Genomic DNA, 15,879 nt, shown 5'->3' with positions numbered 1-15,879 from the left:
CAGTGTGTGATTGCTGGAGCAGGCCGAGGGACTAAAGTTCTCCGGCCTTTTTCCAGCTCAAATACCGGGTCACCAACGTCGTTCCCAGTTCTGCGGGCAGCGCATCCAGCACTGGTACACCATAAGCACTCAACCGTTCATGGAGTTCGGTCCGAGCATTTAAATAGTCGACTGTCGCGCAATGCATCAATGCCTCGGGCAGGGTTTGCACCGATGACTGGCGCAGCTCATCGAGGATGCCTTCGTGCAGGCTAGCGACCAGCACCCGGTGTCGCTGCCCCAGGCGTTGCACGGCATTCAGCAGTTCACCATCGTCTTCGTCCCGCAGGTTGGTCACCAGCACCACCAGCGACCGGCGTTTTTGCCGGGCCAGCAATTGGTTAGCGGCGGCCTGGTAATCGGCGGGGCGTTGGGTGGTTTTGAGGTCGTAGGTCGCGTTGAGCACGGCTTTGAGCTGGTCGGCGCCTTTGACCGGGGCGAGGTAGAACGGCGCTTCGCCGGCAAAGGTGCATAGCCCCACCGAATCGCCCTGGCGCAACGCTATGTAGCTGAGCAGCAGGCAAGCATTGAGGGCGTGATCGAAGTGCGCCAGCTCATCGTCCTGACTTCGCATGCTACGCCCACAGTCGAGCATGAAAATGATCTGCTGGTCGCGCTCTTCCTGGTACTCCCGGGCAATCGGCGTGCGTTGACGGGCGGTGGCTTTCCAGTCGATTTGCCGCAGGCTGTCGCCTTCACGGAATTCGCGCAGTTGATGAAACTCCAGCCCCTGACCGCGCCGCTGGCGTTGGCGCACGCCGAGCTGGCTGAGCCAATTATCCACCGCGAGCAATTGACCGCCGTAGAGCCGGGCGAAATCCGGGTACACCCGGGCGGTGTCTTCCACGTTCAGCAGGCGTTTGTCGGACCACAGGCCCAATGGGCTCGGCAGGTGAATTTCACAGTGTTCAAAAGCAAAGTGACCGCGCCGGAGCGGGCGCAGGCGATAGCGGATCTGGCTGCGCTGGCCGGGTTGCAGTTCGACCGATTGCGGCAAATGTTCGACGCTCAAACCGTAGGGGGCATGATCGAAGAGTTGCACGTTAAGCGGTTGTGCAAAATCATGCTCGACCTCCAGTTGGATGTCACTCCAGCGTCCGAGCGCCAGGCTGCTGGGCATGTGCCGTTTCAAACGCGGCAAGGGCAGGCGTTTGAGGCGCACCGCGTCCAGCAGCGACAACACCAGCAACGCCAGCAGCAACGCCCAACTGATGGATTGCAGGTTTTGCGGCACATCGAACCCGAGCGCACGTATGGCGCCCAACAGGATATCCAGGCCCAGCAGCACCGCAAGCCATATCAACAGCAGGCGAGAGGGTTTCAAATGCGCGGCGCCGTGACTTGATCAAGCATTTGGCCGAGCACCTGATCGATCTCAAGCCCTTCGATATCCAGCTCCGGTGCAATCCGCACCCGATGACGCAACACCGCCAGCGCGCAGCCTTTGATGTCATCCGGAACCACAAACTCGCCGCCACGCAACAAGGCGCGCGCCTTGGCGCAACGGACCAGGGCGATAGAGGCCCGAGGGCCGGCGCCGAGGGTCAAACCGGGCCAACTGCGCGTGGCACGAGCCAGGCGGATGGCGTAGTCGAGCACTTGTTCGTCCAGTGGCAAGTCGCTCGCAATACGTTGCAAGGTCACGACGTCCTTGGCTTGCAGCACTGTGCGCAACGGCTGTACATCGAGCATGTCAGCTCGGGTGGAGCGGCAGACCTGGCGGACCATCTCCAGCTCTTGCTCGGCGTCGGGGTAGTCCATGCGCACTTTGAGCATAAAGCGGTCGAGTTCGGCCTCAGGCAGTGGATAGGTGCCTTCCTGTTCGATGGGGTTTTGCGTGGCGAGCACCATGAATGGCTGGGCGATGGGCAGCGCGCGGCCTTCAAGGGTGACTTGCCGTTCTTGCATGGCTTCAAGCAACGCGGCCTGGGTTTTAGCCGGTGCCCGGTTGATCTCATCGGCCAGCAGCAGGTTGGTGAACAGCGGCCCTTTGCGCAATTTGAATTGTTCTGTTTGCAAGTCGTATACCGCGTGCCCGGTGACGTCGCTCGGCATCAAGTCCGGTGTGAACTGGATACGCGCGAACTCGCCGCCAAAACATCGGGCCAGGGCACGCACCAGCAGTGTTTTGCCCAGTCCGGGGACGCCTTCGAGTAACACATGACCGCCGGCGATCAGGGCGGTGAGCACATCGTCGATCACGTTGTCCTGGCCGATCACGGCTTTGTGCAGCTCACTGCGCACGGCCTGAGCCAACTGGCTGGCGCGCTGGCGTTGCTGGGCCGCGTGGCTCTGTGTGCCGGGCTCGATTTCACTCATAAGGCATTCCTCAAGGTTTGCAGGTGGGCGACCTGCCGGCTGAATTCAGCGCTGGACAGCTTCTGTTTCGGTCGCGGGCTCAGGGCCTGACTGATGGCGCGGGTGGGTTGCCGGGTCAGGCGCGCGAGCACCAGCCATTGTTCGGTAATCACCAGTTGTTCGAAACCGGGGTGACGGCGTCTGGCACGGCGCAGGATATCTTGCTGCAAGGCCTGCAACAGACTGTGCTGGCCTCGGCGGCGGAGCATGAAATCGGCGCTGGCGCGCAGGTGTTCCTGAAGCTGGCGGCGTGCCTTCGGAGCGGGCTCCAGCAGCGGACCCTGACGCACGCCGAGGTGCCAGAACCCGAGAGCTGTCAGGGCCGCCAGCGCCACCAGTGCCTGTGGGAAATAGCGCAGCAGCAAGGTCAACAGCGAGTCGTGCTCGGTGTTGAACAGTAGGGTCACTGCGGTGCCAGCGTTCAAGTACCAGAGCAGCCACGCATTGTCGTATTGCCCGATAGCCGGAGTTTTCCAGAGGTCGGCGTCGGTGACCACGGTGATTGAGCCGAGCCCGTGGTTCAGTTGCATCATGTGCGTGGCTTTAGCGCTGTTGGCCCAGGCTTGGGCGAGGTTCTTCGGGTCTTCGAGGTGGAACGCGGTATCGAAGCTGACGTAGGCCGGGGCGTCTTCGTCTTCCAGGTACAGTTTGGTCAGCGTCGGGTAAGGATCCGCGCCGTGGTCGGGCGCCGGCTCCTTGAGGTTTTTGCTCAGGATCTGGTGCAGTTGCACCCGGTCGAGCAGCAGGTCGCTGCTTTGCCCGGTCTTTTCATCCCACAGTGCCTTAGCGACAAACAGCAGACGGCCCCCGGCCCGAGTCCAATTCAGCACCTGATCGATCTGACGCGGGGTCATCGACGAGCGATCGCCCAGCAACAGCAGGCTGTGCTGGCGAGGATCGATGCCCGGCAGTACATCGAGACTGTTGGCGTGGGTGACGGTGATCCCTTGTCTGCGCAAGAACTGCTCAGCCGCCAGGTAAGGATTGGCCCGGGCTTCGGGAGCGGGGCCGCGATCGATCACTTTCTGATAAGGCGTGGCCTTGACGTACAGGTAAACGCACAGCGTACCGAGCAACAGAGTAAGCAGGGCGCCGAGCGCTAGCCACGAGCGCCGGCTCAACGGGTAGCCCCTACAGCGAACAGGGCCCGCCATCCGTCGCAGAGTTGCTGTTGTATTGGCGCCGCAGGCAAACGATGTCCGTAGGCCATGTTCTGCCAGTGTTGCGTCAGTTTCTGGCTGAAGGCCAACAACTCCGGTTGTTGCAGTTGCTGGATCCGTTGCAGTACCTGGCCTTCGGTATCCGCCTCTTTTAAGGGCACGTTGAAGTCATGCCACAAGCGGCTAAGCAGAGCGCGATAGAGCAGCCCGAGGGCCTCGCGAGGGTCGGTCTGCCAGAGGGCTTCGGCACTGGCGGCGATGTCGACGGGCAAGGTGTCTTGATGGATGTCCAGCCCGAACAGGGGTTGCGGAGCAGGCGGCATGACTTTGCGCCCAGGGGTCGGTCGACGACTGACAAAGGCCCGTAACCAATCACGATAACGCCAGATAAATAGAGCAATAGCGCCCATCACCACGCCCCATAACACTACTTCCAGCAACGTGGTCAGCGCGTCGAAGCGTTGATTGTCGAGCAGCCCCAGCAGCGTTTTCAGCCAGTGCGGTATGCCGCCATCGCCCGTGGTTTGGCCGGCGGGTTGGTCTTCGCCAAAACGGTAGCGGGTGACGGTTTCGTTGTTCTTGAAGGGCGGCTGCTCAAGCAGTGCCTTGATGGTGCCCCGGGATGCCTGACTGGTCAGGGGTTGGTCCAGCAGGCGCGGACTGTCGGGGGCGATCAGCGGTTCGTCGGCCCATACCGTTTGTAGGGTCGGCGTCAGCAGCATGATCCCCAGCAGGAGGGCAACTGCGGCACTGGCCAGGCGTTGGCGCAGACGGCGAAACACCAGTTCAATATCCCAGGCTTCCAGCACCGTGCGTCGGTTCATGTAAAGGCTGAAACCGCAGGCGACGTAGATCGGTTCCCATAGCACCAGCACCAGTGCGTAAAAGGCATTGGTCAGGTGTTCCAGCCACTGCCAGTCCTGTTGGGCAGCGGCGATCAGTGTTTGCCAGTTCCAGTCGAGTTCGACCTGTGAGGGCAGCAGCAGGTAGAACACCCCCATCAAGCCGATCCACAATGCGCTTTCCAGGAGCGCGCCGATGATCGTTAGCCACTGCGCGGCGCCAACATTGCGCAGCAGCAGGACCTGTAAGCGCCGCTGCCGCGGCGTACCCTTCAAGCCTTCGAGTTGCACCACCGGCATCAGGAAGCTGCGACTCATGCTCAGCCGCCGCCATGTCAGGCTGGCCAGTAGCTGGGGCTTGAGCAGGCGCGGCCATTGTCGAAGCGCTTGCTTGAGGGTAGGCGTTTCACCGAACAGGGCTTTGGAAAGGATGTACAGCGGGAGTCGCTCGAACGCCGGCTTTAGCCACCAGAAAATCAACAAGGCGAGGGAAGGAAAATCCCAAAGCATCAGGCTCAGCAGGGCAAAAACCGGCAAGGTGATGATGGCCCAACTGGTCATTAGCAGACGGCGGTGCCGTTGGCTCAGCAGCACGCCCAGGTCCATGGCTTCCCAAGTAGTACGCGGTCGAATCACCACCGTGGCATCACTCAGGAGCATGGGATACCCGTCCGGCCAACAGCAGGTACGCCGTCACGGATAACCAGAGCCCGGTGCCTACCGCATATTTGGTCATGGGTGCAGGTCCGGTCAGGGATGACCAATAGGCTTCGATAAACGCGGCAATCACTAGAAACAACATGACCCCGCAAATCAGCATCACACTTTTTCGTGCCGCCAGGCGCAAGGCCTCAGCCCGGTGCAGGCGCCCAGGTGCAATCAACGCCCAACCCAGTTGCAGGCCTGCGGCACCGGCCAAGGCGATGGCTGTCAGTTCGAAGGCTCCGTGACCGATCACAAACGACCAGAACGTTTGCCCATAGCCGATTTGCGTGAGGTAGCCGGCTACCGCGCCGATCATCAAACCGTTGTAGAACAGAAAAAACACACTGCCCAAGCCCAACAGCAAACCGCTGGCGAAGGTCTGAAAGGCGATACCGATGTTATGCATGATGTAGTAACCGAACATCACCCAGTCTTCGCTGGCCGCGCGTTCCGTAGAGCGGCCGAGATGACCGGCGACGGGGTCATACATGCTTTGCATCTGACTAACCTGCTCGGTCGGGATCAGGTTGTAGATCAGGTCCGGAAACAGGTACACCAACAGCCCAAAACCAATCAGGCTGCCGAAGAACATCAAGCTCGCGGCCAGTACAAAGCGCCACTGCTCACGGACCAGGCGGGGGAAGTCGGCCAGGATGAATGCCAGTACGTTGGCCCTCAACTGACTGCGATGCCGATACAGTTGTTGATGGCCACGCAGTACCCGTTGTTGCAAAGAATCGATCAGGAAGCTGCTGTAACCGCGCTCCTCGGCTAAGGCCAACTGCTGGCAGAGTCGGCGATAGTCTTTCGCAAAACTGGCCACTTGAGAGGCCGCTTTACCCCGTTCGAGACGGTCGAGGGTCAGGCTGAATTGCTCCCATTCGGCCTTGTGGCGACTTTCGAAAAGACTCTGCTTCATGGGGCGCCCAACAAACCGCGGGCGATGCCGTTGAGTTCGGCCAAGGCTCGTGGCGCTGAAACCTGTAACGGTGGGGCGAGGATCGCCGCAAGCTCATTGACTCGTGCTTCGGAGAGCTCGTTCTGGCGTTCGGCAAACCCCAGGATCGCGCGTTGCTCGGTCAGCGTTAGCGCAAAGGCCGGCCGTAACGGCTCGGCTTCGGGCAGTTCGGGACGCTTGAGCGGCTGTTCGCTGTAGACCACCAGTGTGCCGGCGGCCAGGTCGCCAAGGCGCTTGAATGTGGGGTGTTGCAGGCAACTGATGGCGCCGAGAAAGTAGCCAAAGGGTAATACGTCGACGAACCGTAGCAGATTGCGCAGCAGCGAGGCGGACCAGCCAATCGGCGTGCCATCGTCATGCACCACACGTAACCGCATCCATTGCTTGCCGGGCGAGCGGCCCTGATTGAGCACTTCAAATAGCACCATGTACCACCAGCTCGCCACGAACAGCAGAATCGAGCCCAGCCCCGCCCCGAGCTTGCCGAGAAATGCGAGGGTGATCAACAGCAAGCCCAGAACCAACCCGCGCAGCCCAAGGTCAATCGAGAACGCAAGTGAGCGAACCATCAAGCCCGCCGGGCGCAGAGGCAAGTCGATACCTTCGGGCGTTTCGACCTGATATCGCGTATCGAGGGGCGGGTACAGCGGCGCTTTCCGTGGCAATGCTGTGGTCTCGAGCATGGGCAACCTGAGTGATGGGGCCGGGTCGGGAATCAATGTCCGGCCGATGCTAGCAGCCTCTTGGGGGAAAACGACATAACTATGTAGCGCACGGTGAGTGGGCGACGGTGATTCAATAGCAAGATTACTGGCCGCGGCGACAGGTGTGCGCCTAGACTTCGCCGGTCTTCAGTTCAGGAACAGCCCGTGACCTCGATCTTCTGGTACGACTATGAAACCACTGGCATCAACCCTCGTTGTGACCGTCCGCTTCAGGTGGCGGGGATTCGCACCGACTTCGATCTCAACGAAATAGACGAGCCGGTCAATCTTTATTGCCAGCCCAGTGACGACATCCTGCCTCATCCGGCAGCCTGTGCGATCACCGGAATTACCCCCAGCCTCCTTGCAGAACAAGGCCTGAGCGAAGCCGACTTCATGACTCGCGTTCACGCCCAGCTGGCGGCGCCAGGCACGTGTGGGGCGGGTTATAACACGTTGCGTTTTGACGACGAGATGACCCGTTACAGCCTCTATCGAAATTTTTTCGATCCTTATGCGCGTGAGTGGCAGGGCGGTAACAGTCGCTGGGACCTGATTGATGTGGTGCGCACGGCCTATGCACTGCGTCCCGAAGGCTTGGCCTGGCCGAAGGATGATGAAGGGCGGGTGACGCTCAAGCTTGATCGGCTGACAGTCGCCAATGGCATCGATCATGGGAATGCCCACGAAGCCTTGTCGGATGTTCGCGCAACCATCGCTCTGGCTCGTCTGATCCGGGAAAAACAGCCGAAGTTGTACGACTGGCTGTTTCAGTTACGCGGCAAACAAAAGGTGATGGATCAGATTCGGCTGTTGCAGCCTATGGTGCATATCTCGGGGCGCTTTTCGGCTGCTCGCCACTATGTAGGCGTGGTGCTGCCCCTGGCGTGGCACCCGCGCAACAAGAACGCCCTGATTGTCTGCGACTTGCACCTTGATCCCCAAGGCTTACTAGACCTGGACGCGCAGACCTTGCGCCAGCGCTTGTATACGCGCCGTGATGATTTGGCTGAAGGCGAGTTGCCGGTGCCGCTCAAGCTTATTCATATCAACAAATGCCCGGTGGTAGCGCCACTCTCGGTACTGCGTCCTGTCGATCAGCAACGCCTTGGTCTGGATATGGCGTTGTATCAGGCGCGTGTACTGCGGCTAAGTGACGCACAACAAGTTTGGCGCGATAAAATCCTGGAGATCTATGCGAGCGAAGATTTCGTAGCAAGCCAAGACCCTGAACAACAGTTATACGACGGCTTTATCGGTGACCGTGATCGACGTCTATGTGAGCAAGTGAGAAGCGCCGATCCTGTGCAGTTGGCACAAGAGCAATGGCCGTTCGATGATGAACGTTTATCGCCCTTATTGTTTCGATATCGAGCACGTAACTTTCCAGATACGCTGAATTTCGAAGAGCAAGAGCGCTGGCGAGTATTTTGTCAGCAGCGTTTGTCCGCGCCCGAGTGGGGCGCTCCCAATACACTGGAGTCTTTTGTAGAGGCCGCCGCCCAACTGGCTGTTAGTGCTACATCGATTCAGTGCCAGGTGCTGAATGAGTGGCAGGATTATATTCTGGGGTTGCGCAAACGTTTGGGTCTTTGACATCGAAAAGCCTGGAGACCTGAACTCCGGGCATAAAAAACGCCAGCATCAGCTGGCGTTTTTTTGTCGCAGATCAGTCTGCGGCAGGTGTTACGGCTTAGCCCAGCAGGGTAGCCCAGCCTTCAACCACATCACCGCCCCACTTGGCTTTCCACTCTTTCAGAGTTTTGTGGTTGCCACCTTTGGTTTCGATGACTTCGCCATTGTGCGGGTTTTTGTATTGTTTAACTTTACGGGCACGCTTGGTGCCGGTGACTTTTACTGCGCCGCCACGTGGAGCCTTGGATTTGGACTCTGGATCCAGCAGCGCGATGATGTCACGCAGAGACTTGGAGTATTCGCCCATCAAGGTGCGCAGTTTGCCTTCGAATTCCAGCTCGGTTTGCAGTTTGTCGTCTTGGGACAGGTTCTTCAAACGCGCTTGCAGCTCTTTGATAGCTTCTTCGGTGGCACGGTATTCGTTGATCAAGGACATGAGGACTACCTTATATTGGCGCTGGAGACAGGGTTACAGTGCCGCAATAATAGTCAGGGTGTTTCATCAAGTAAACATTTAACCGGAGTTTTATTTAAATTAGTTTCAGCGAATAGGCATAAATAGGAAATCCAGTTAAATAGTGTGATGCCTTCAGTACAGATATTCACAATTGTGCGTTTTTACGTTCAGCGCAAGCGCCATTCACCTGGGCAGAAAGACGTTGTCACCATGCTGCTGTTGGCCGATACGCAAGACAATCTGTCATCAATACTGCAGTTTTGCTGCGCAATCGCTAGAATGGTGGCCTTTGCGAAGTTCTGGAGTTTCCCCCTCATGCGCACTTTTCGGCTAGTGATTGCTTGCCCGGACCGCGTCGGCATCGTTGCTAAAGTCAGTAACTTTCTGGCGTCACATAACGGCTGGATCACTGAAGCGAGCCATCACTCGGACAATCTCAGTGGCTGGTTCTTCATGCGTCACGAAATTCGTGCCGATTCGCTGCCTTTCGGTATCGAAGCCTTTCGCGAAGCGTTTGCGCCGATTGCCGAAGAATTCTCGATGAACTGGCGCATCACCGATACCGAGCAGAAGAAGCGTGTGGTGTTGATGGCCAGTCGCGAGTCGCACTGCCTGGCCGACTTGCTACACCGCTGGCACAGTGACGAATTGGATTGCGAAATTTCCTGCGTTATTTCAAACCATGACGATTTGCGCAGCATGGTTGAATGGCACGGCATTCCGTATTACCACGTACCGGTCAATCCACAGGATAAAGAACCTGCCTTTGCCGAAGTGTCGCGTCTGGTCAGGCACCACGATGCCGAGGTGGTGGTGCTTGCCCGTTACATGCAAATTCTTCCGCCGGCGTTGTGTCGCGAATATGCGCACAAAGTTATCAACATCCACCACAGTTTCCTGCCGTCGTTCGTGGGCGCCAAGCCGTATCACCAAGCGTCAATGCGGGGCGTGAAGTTGATTGGCGCCACGTGCCACTACGTGACCGAAGAGCTGGACGCAGGTCCGATCATCGAACAGGACGTGGTTCGCGTCAGCCACAGCGACAGCATCGAAGACATGGTGCGCTTCGGTCGCGACGTCGAGAAAATGGTGCTTGCCCGTGGCTTGCGCTATCACCTGGAAGACCGGGTATTGGTCCACGGCAACAAAACCGTCGTGTTCTGATCAGTTCACGGTTGAAATTCGAAGGGTCTGGGCGTTCAATCGTTCCAGGCCCTTCGCCGTTTCTGCACTGAGGACATCCGCGTGGTTGATCCACTGGACAAAGCCGTTTCCAAGGCCCCCGCCACGCTGGGCGAAGGTTGTTTGAGTCGCTACGACCCGGACGACTTGAGCCCCGACGATGGAACGGAGTTTCCCGGCGCCGCCGAGTTGTGGGAACAGTTGCAACAAGCGCCCGACAGCAAGCCTACGCTCGCTTGAACTTCATCAGTTTTCTCAACAATGGTCGGCCGAGCATCAACAAGAATATCGGCCCGCCCACCGCCAGATAAAAGTAGTACGTCACCGCCCGCCAGATCAAAATCGCCGCGGCTGCGGTAGATTTTCCCACCATGGGCGCCAAAAGCGCTGCCGATGTCAGTTCCGCCGCTCCGGCACCACCCGGCAACAGGCTGAACTGTCCCGCACTTAATGAAAGCATCTGAATCAAAAAGCTCCATGCCCACAGCACATCGGCGCCAAGCCCTCGCAACGCGAGATAGAGCACGCTGTAGCGCAGAAGCCAATGCACGCATGTCAGGGCAAACACGCTGATCAGCGTCTGAAAGGGCAGTTTCAGTGTGTCGGAGAACGCCGCCAAAAAATGCAGGAGTTTTCGCGCCCAACGCATTCGCGTGGAGGCTTTGATATTGAGACGTGCAAGTAGCCGGCCGCTCAGGCGAATAAGTAAGCGATGGTAGCAGGCCACCAGCACGCAACTGATCAGTCCACCGAACAGCGAAATGGCAGTGAGCGTCAATAGCCACTCCATGCGCTGGCTGAGGTGTTGGAACAGCGCATAAATAAGGATTGCGCTCAAGGCGCAGAGAAAAAACAGCAGATCGCTGAGTTGATCCATAGCGAATACGGCGCTGCCTCGCGCCGGACGCACGCCGTTGCGCGCCAGCAGGGCCATGATGGTCAGCGGCCCGCCGCTGCCGCCGGGCGTCGCGCAATAGGCGAACTCGGCAGCCATCACTACCCCGAGGCTTTTCAATGGGCTGACCCGTTGCCGTTGGTCCCCCAGCAGTAGACGCAAGCGTAGGGTGTTTAGCACCCAGCACAGCAGGACCATGGCAAACATGACCAGCAACATCATCGGCGGAAAATGGCGCAGTCTCGACCAGGTTTCTCCGCCGCCCAACAGCAGAGGAATCAGTACCGCTGCCAGCAGTGCAAAGAACAGCAGAATTGCGCGACTCATAAATCGTGAGTGATGCAGTCGTGTTGCAGGCCAATCCATCGGTTTTTCGTCATCGGTATCCGCCCGTCTTTGAGTTAGCGCGTCAGGGTTGCAGCCACTAAGTCCACGAGAATTTAGGGTGCATGTCAACCGAGTTCAGGTTCGGGCGAACGTCTGGGGTTTAGATCTGGTGCATCAAACGACCTCGGGACGCCACCGCTGCCAAGGGCTTAGAGCAGAGTCATGTCGGCCATCAACACGATGAACACCCCGGCGCTCCGTTGCTCTTCGTTGATTGACCTTTGTGCAGGATAGATGTTCGGTGGTGGTGGGAGAGCGGCGTGGCTTGGTATTTTACCGAGCCCTGTCGCGAGCCGACCCGCTTCCACGGTTCGCGTTGAACGTGTGGAAGCGATCCTGCTCGTGATGAGGTTCAATCAGACGCTAGATACGGAAACTGCCTACCAACTGTTTCAACCGCGCAGCTTGCTGTTCAAGGTCTGAGCATGCGCGCAGCGTTGATTGCAGGTTCTCCACGCCTTCCTGGTTCAGTGTGTTGATCTCAGTAATGTCGACGTTGATCGATTCGACCACAGCCGTCTGTTCCTCTGTCGCGGTGGCCACCGACTGGTTCATCCCGTCAATTTCACCGATTCGCAGCGTCACACTGTTCAAGCGTTCGCCTGCCAGGTTGGCGATTTCCACACTGTCCTGACTGTGGCGCTGGCTCTCGCTCATGGTGCTGACGGATTCGCGAGCACCGACTTGCAGCTCCTCGATCATGGTCTGGACCTGCTGCGCCGACTCCTGAGTGCGGTGCGCCAGGTTGCGAACCTCGTCTGCCACCACTGCAAAACCGCGGCCGGCTTCACCCGCGCGAGCCGCTTCGATGGCCGCATTGAGTGCCAGCAGGTTGGTTTGTTGGGAGATGCTGGTGATCACTTCGAGAATCTGTCCGATGTTCACAGTTTTGCTGTTCAGCGACTCGATATTGGTGCTGGAGGCGCTGAGCATGCTCGACAGTTGATTCATCGCTTTGATACTGCGATCCACCACTTGCTGGCCGTCTTCGGCCAAGCTGCGGGCATCACTTGCCTGGCTGGAAGCCTGGGCTGCATTACGGGCGATTTCGTGGGCCGCAGCCCCCAGTTGGTTGATCGCTGCGGCGACGCTGTTGGTACGCGAAGCTTGTTGGTCGGAGTTGAACATCGATGAGTTCGAGGCCGCCACTACCCGCAGGGCGACTTCATTGACTTGCCCGGTGGCCGAGGAAACTTCGCGAATCGATGTATGAATTCGCTCTACGAAACGATTGAACGCGGTGCCAAGAACACCGAATTCGTCTTGGTTCTGAATGGTCAGGCGCTTGGTCAGATCACCCTCACCGTCGGCGATGTCTTCCATCGCGCGGGTCATGACGTGCAAGGGCTGGATCAGAATCCGGATCAGCATGCCCAGCAAGGCAATAATGATGGCGACGGCAATGATTGTGGCGATCACCGCCGAGGTACGAAATTCGCTGAGCATCGAGAACGCTTTGTCTTTATCCACAGACAGACCGATGTACCAGTTGACTGATGAGAGCCCCTTGATCGGGGTGAAGGTCACGATGCGGGTTTTGCCGTTAACCTGAATTTCGCTCGGTTGGCTGCTTATCGCCGGCGTGTCCTGCGGGTAGACATCCTTAAGCGTTTTCATCACCAGCGCTTTGTCGGGATGGACCAGAATCTTGCCGTCGGCGCTGACCAGGAAGGCATAGCCCATACCGCCGAAGTCCAGTGCATTGAGGCTGTCGGCGATCACCTGCAAGCTCAAGTCGCCACCCACCACGCCGATGTCCTGACCATCCTTGAGGACGCGGTTGACGATGGAAATCACCAATTGGCCAGACGCCATATCGATGTAGGGTTCAGTCAATGCTGAGCCGCTGGAATTTTGTGCGGTTTTGTACCAAGGGCGAACGCGAGGATCGTAACCGTCGGGCATCTTGCTGTTGGGGCGGATAATGAACGACCCATCTTTGTTGCCCAGGAACGCCCCCATAAAGGTAGCGCTCACAGACTTTTGCTCCAGCAGGTTGGCAACATTGCCGGCCTCTGGATTCAAAGCAACGGTTTGCGACAGGTTTTCGATCAGGAGGCTGCGACCGGCCAGCCAGGTTTGAATGTTTTTTGCCGTGACGCTACCCATTTCTTGCAGGTAGTTGTCCAAGTCGCTGCGAATCGCGTTGCGCTGTAAATAGTCGTTGTACAGCGTGAATGATGCAAAAGCGGCGATAACGATAAGGGCGGCGGCAAGCAGGATTTTATGGCTGAAGCGCAGATTTTTATTCATGGCTTGGGGTGTCCGCTAAGGTCTTAGTGGCCAAGGCGTGCTTTTAAGAGGCAGGCAACATGGGCCGTGTTGAAAGCGAGCTGATATTCCTTCTCTGCTCAGGGAGTTACCGACGCTATTTGCAGTCTTTTCTCTTGCCTCTATTTATCGGCCGTGCCGGATCAAAGATTAACCAGGGTGACAAAATGCCTGACTCATCGAAACTCGTTATTGGCGCCGACCTCACGGGGCAGCCGATTGCCCAGGCCATGCGCCTGGCGAACCTTCATGGTCTGATCGCCGGCGCTACCGGCACCGGCAAGACGGTGACTTTGCAGCGCCTGGCTGAAGCTTTCAGTGAGGCCGGCGTGGCGGTATTCGCCGCCGATATCAAGGGTGATCTGTGCGGTCTGGGGGCTGCGGGTAACCCTCAAGGCAAGGTCGCCGAGAGGGTCTCCGGGATGCCGTGGCTCAATTACCAACCTCAGGCGTATCCCGTGACCCTGTGGGATATTCACGGCCAGTCCGGTCATCCGTTGCGCACCACCCTTAGCGAAATGGGGCCTTTATTGCTCGGTAGTCTGCTGGAGCTGACTGACAGTCAGCAGTCGGCACTTTACGCAGCGTTCAAGGTGGCGGACCGCGAAGGCCTGTTGCTGCTGGATCTCAAGGATTTGAAGGCGCTACTCAATCACCTGCGGGACAATCCACAGTTGCTGGGTGACGATGCCGCACTGATGACTACTGGTTCCAGTCAGGCCCTGTTGCGACGCCTCGCAACGCTGGAGCAGCAGGGGGCTGAGGCGCTGTTCGGCGAACCGGCGCTGCAATTGCGAGACATTCTGCAGCCCGCCGCCGATGGTCGTGGGCGTATACATTTGCTCGATGCCAGTCGCCTGGTGCATGAATCGCCGAAGGTCTATGCGACCTTCCTGTTATGGCTGCTGGCTGAGCTGTTCGAACAGTTGCCGGAACGTGGCGATGCCGAAAAACCCTTGCTGGCGCTGTTTTTTGACGAGGCGCACTTGTTGTTTTCCGGTACGCCCAAGGCGTTGCAGGATCGTCTGGAGCAAGTGGTGCGCTTGATTCGTTCCAAGGGCGTGGGCGTGTACTTTGTCACGCAATCGCCGGGCGACCTGCCCGATAACGTGCTGGCCCAACTGGGCCTGCGTATTCAGCACGCCTTGCGTGCGTTCACGGCCAAAGAGCAGAAGTCCCTGCGTGCTGTCGCTGATGGATTTCGGCCGAATCCGGCATTCGACACTTTGTCGGTGTTGACTGAGCTTGGGATCGGTGAGGCGTTGGTCGGAACCTTGACGGAAAAAGGCACGCCTGACAGCGTGCAGCGCGTGCTGGTCGCACCACCACAATCACGGATAGGGCCATTGACCGAGGCAGAGCGCGCTGCGCTGATCGCCAGTTCGCCATTGAAAGGTCGTTATGACCAGCCGATAGACCGTGAATCAGCTTATGAAGTGCTAATGGGGCGCAAGGGCCTGGCCCCCGAGGTTGAAGTGGCCGCCGGTAAACCTGTGGCAGAAGAGCCCAGTTTCACTGACAAAGCCGGGGAGTTTCTCGGCACGGCGGCAGGTCAGGCGCTCAAATCGGCGATGCGACAGGCGGCGAGTCAGTTGGGCCGACAGTTGGTGCGCGGGTTGATGGGCTCTTTGCTCGGTGGCAACAAACGCCGCTAGACGGCTGGCTGCGCACCCTGCGTAGGCGCGTCAGTCTTTTGGTTTGGCGTGCGCGGCCAATCGCTCCAGCGCCGCCCGAAGACTCGGGTCGCTGATGCCCTCAGCCGTGGCCTGAATGGTTGCGCCCGCATCCATGGATAAACTGATGGTGTGGCCGGCCGCGCCTTGCTGGACGGTGGGCGGCTGCACTTTGAACAGGATGCGTGTGAGGCTGGCGAATTCATCGAACATCTGCAACTGGCGTTGCAAACGCTTTTGTTGGTAACGCAGGCGGGTTGCCCAATGGCCGTCAGTGACTATTAATAGCAAGCTGCCTTCGCGCCAGGAGGCCACATGACAGTGCTCACGAGCGGCAGGCTGCAATTGACTTTCCAGCAGACGTTGTAGATGGCCCAGGCGTTGAGCGTGGCTGAAGATGGCTTTCAGCGGTTTGGCTTCGCGAAGCAGAACGGCGGGTGCTCTTGCCGTAAGAGGGCGAAATGCCATGAGAGGGCACCTGAAGTTACAGAGCCGCCATGGTAGCAGAAAGCATCCGATGTACCCGCCCCATTGCTTTGTGAGCGCTTTACTCATTAAATCAACAAGTAACTTCTGCCCTGAATGGGTTGAAGTTCAGTAAAAAGCCCTTATT

The 15,879-nt window shown here is 58.4% G+C and carries 14 protein-coding genes and 1 pseudogene; 4 read left to right on the top strand and 11 right to left on the bottom strand.

Annotated features, from left to right (window positions below):
- Positions 1–31 precede the first annotated feature (31 nt).
- Genes RHM68_RS19250 through RHM68_RS19225 form a run of 6 tightly spaced genes read right to left on the bottom strand, consistent with a single transcriptional unit; the run spans position 32 to position 6,745 of the window.
- Entirely contained in the window at positions 32–1,363 is a 1,332-nt protein-coding gene (locus tag RHM68_RS19250; protein WP_322217895.1) for a DUF58 domain-containing protein, read from the bottom strand.
- On the bottom strand, positions 1,360–2,358 hold the full coding sequence (locus RHM68_RS19245; protein WP_322217892.1) for a MoxR family ATPase: 999 nt from the start codon (positions 2,356–2,358) through the stop codon (positions 1,360–1,362). Before RHM68_RS19245 ends, RHM68_RS19250 begins: the two co-directional genes overlap by 4 nt.
- On the bottom strand, positions 2,355–3,518 hold the full coding sequence (locus RHM68_RS19240; RefSeq protein WP_322217890.1) for a DUF4350 domain-containing protein: 1,164 nt from the start codon (positions 3,516–3,518) through the stop codon (positions 2,355–2,357). The genes RHM68_RS19245 and RHM68_RS19240 overlap by 4 nt, the downstream gene beginning before the upstream one ends.
- Positions 3,515–5,059 carry a DUF4129 domain-containing protein gene (locus RHM68_RS19235; RefSeq protein WP_322217888.1) on the bottom strand — a complete coding sequence of 515 codons (1,545 nt, stop codon included), beginning with the start codon at positions 5,057–5,059 and terminating at the stop codon, positions 3,515–3,517. The genes RHM68_RS19240 and RHM68_RS19235 overlap by 4 nt, the downstream gene beginning before the upstream one ends.
- Positions 5,046–6,023: a stage II sporulation protein M gene (locus tag RHM68_RS19230; RefSeq protein ID WP_322217886.1), complete on the bottom strand. Its 978-nt coding sequence runs from the start codon at positions 6,021–6,023 to the stop codon at positions 5,046–5,048. The genes RHM68_RS19235 and RHM68_RS19230 overlap by 14 nt, the downstream gene beginning before the upstream one ends.
- Positions 6,020–6,745, bottom strand: a complete 726-nt coding sequence (locus RHM68_RS19225; protein ID WP_322217883.1) for an RDD family protein — start codon at positions 6,743–6,745, stop codon at positions 6,020–6,022. The genes RHM68_RS19230 and RHM68_RS19225 overlap by 4 nt, the downstream gene beginning before the upstream one ends.
- Before the next feature lie 186 nt (positions 6,746–6,931).
- Between RHM68_RS19225 and sbcB the strand changes: the two genes are divergently transcribed.
- The gene (gene sbcB, locus RHM68_RS19220; protein ID WP_322217881.1) at positions 6,932–8,362 is read left to right on the top strand and encodes an exodeoxyribonuclease I; all 1,431 of its coding nucleotides are present in this window, start codon (positions 6,932–6,934) and stop codon (positions 8,360–8,362) included.
- 97 nt (positions 8,363–8,459) lie between these two features.
- On the opposite strand, the gene mvaT is transcribed toward sbcB, so the two are convergent.
- Positions 8,460–8,837: a histone-like nucleoid-structuring protein MvaT gene (gene mvaT / locus RHM68_RS19215; RefSeq protein WP_322217879.1), complete on the bottom strand. Its 378-nt coding sequence runs from the start codon at positions 8,835–8,837 to the stop codon at positions 8,460–8,462.
- A 336-nt stretch (positions 8,838–9,173) separates the two neighbouring features.
- Between mvaT and purU the strand changes: the two genes are divergently transcribed.
- Both purU and RHM68_RS19205 read left to right on the top strand, forming a co-directional pair.
- Positions 9,174–10,022 carry a formyltetrahydrofolate deformylase gene (gene purU, locus RHM68_RS19210; RefSeq protein WP_322217876.1) on the top strand — a complete coding sequence of 283 codons (849 nt, stop codon included), beginning with the start codon at positions 9,174–9,176 and terminating at the stop codon, positions 10,020–10,022.
- Positions 10,023–10,103: 81 nt separating this feature from the next.
- Positions 10,104–10,280 carry a hypothetical protein gene (locus RHM68_RS19205; RefSeq protein WP_322217873.1) on the top strand — a complete coding sequence of 59 codons (177 nt, stop codon included), beginning with the start codon at positions 10,104–10,106 and terminating at the stop codon, positions 10,278–10,280.
- On the opposite strand, the gene RHM68_RS19200 is transcribed toward RHM68_RS19205, so the two are convergent.
- The 3 genes and pseudogenes from RHM68_RS19200 to RHM68_RS26815 form a co-directional block, all read right to left on the bottom strand.
- The gene (locus tag RHM68_RS19200; protein ID WP_322217871.1) at positions 10,267–11,262 is read right to left on the bottom strand and encodes a lysylphosphatidylglycerol synthase transmembrane domain-containing protein; all 996 of its coding nucleotides are present in this window, start codon (positions 11,260–11,262) and stop codon (positions 10,267–10,269) included. The two genes, RHM68_RS19205 and RHM68_RS19200, sit on opposite strands and share 14 nt — an antisense overlap.
- Positions 11,263–11,685: 423 nt before the next feature.
- Positions 11,686–12,450 (bottom strand): methyl-accepting chemotaxis protein, encoded by a 765-nt coding sequence (locus RHM68_RS26820; RefSeq protein WP_416195251.1) that lies wholly within the window; start codon positions 12,448–12,450, stop codon positions 11,686–11,688.
- A 93-nt stretch (positions 12,451–12,543) separates the two neighbouring features.
- Positions 12,544–13,575 (bottom strand): annotated as a pseudogene (locus tag RHM68_RS26815) (cache domain-containing protein); the annotation flags it as partial.
- 185 nt (positions 13,576–13,760) lie between these two features.
- Here RHM68_RS26815 and RHM68_RS19190 point away from each other — a divergent pair.
- Positions 13,761–15,248 (top strand): helicase HerA-like domain-containing protein, encoded by a 1,488-nt coding sequence (locus tag RHM68_RS19190; protein WP_322217866.1) that lies wholly within the window; start codon positions 13,761–13,763, stop codon positions 15,246–15,248.
- A gap of 30 nt (positions 15,249–15,278) precedes the next feature.
- On the opposite strand, the gene RHM68_RS19185 is transcribed toward RHM68_RS19190, so the two are convergent.
- Positions 15,279–15,734, bottom strand: coding sequence for a DUF721 domain-containing protein (locus RHM68_RS19185; protein ID WP_322217864.1), 456 nt, complete (start codon positions 15,732–15,734; stop codon positions 15,279–15,281).
- Positions 15,735–15,879: the final 145 nt, after the last annotated feature.

Source organism: Pseudomonas sp. DC1.2 (assembly GCF_034351645.1).
Taxonomy (GTDB): Bacteria; Pseudomonadota; Gammaproteobacteria; order Pseudomonadales; family Pseudomonadaceae; genus Aquipseudomonas.
This window is presented reverse-complemented; position numbering and strand designations above follow the sequence as displayed.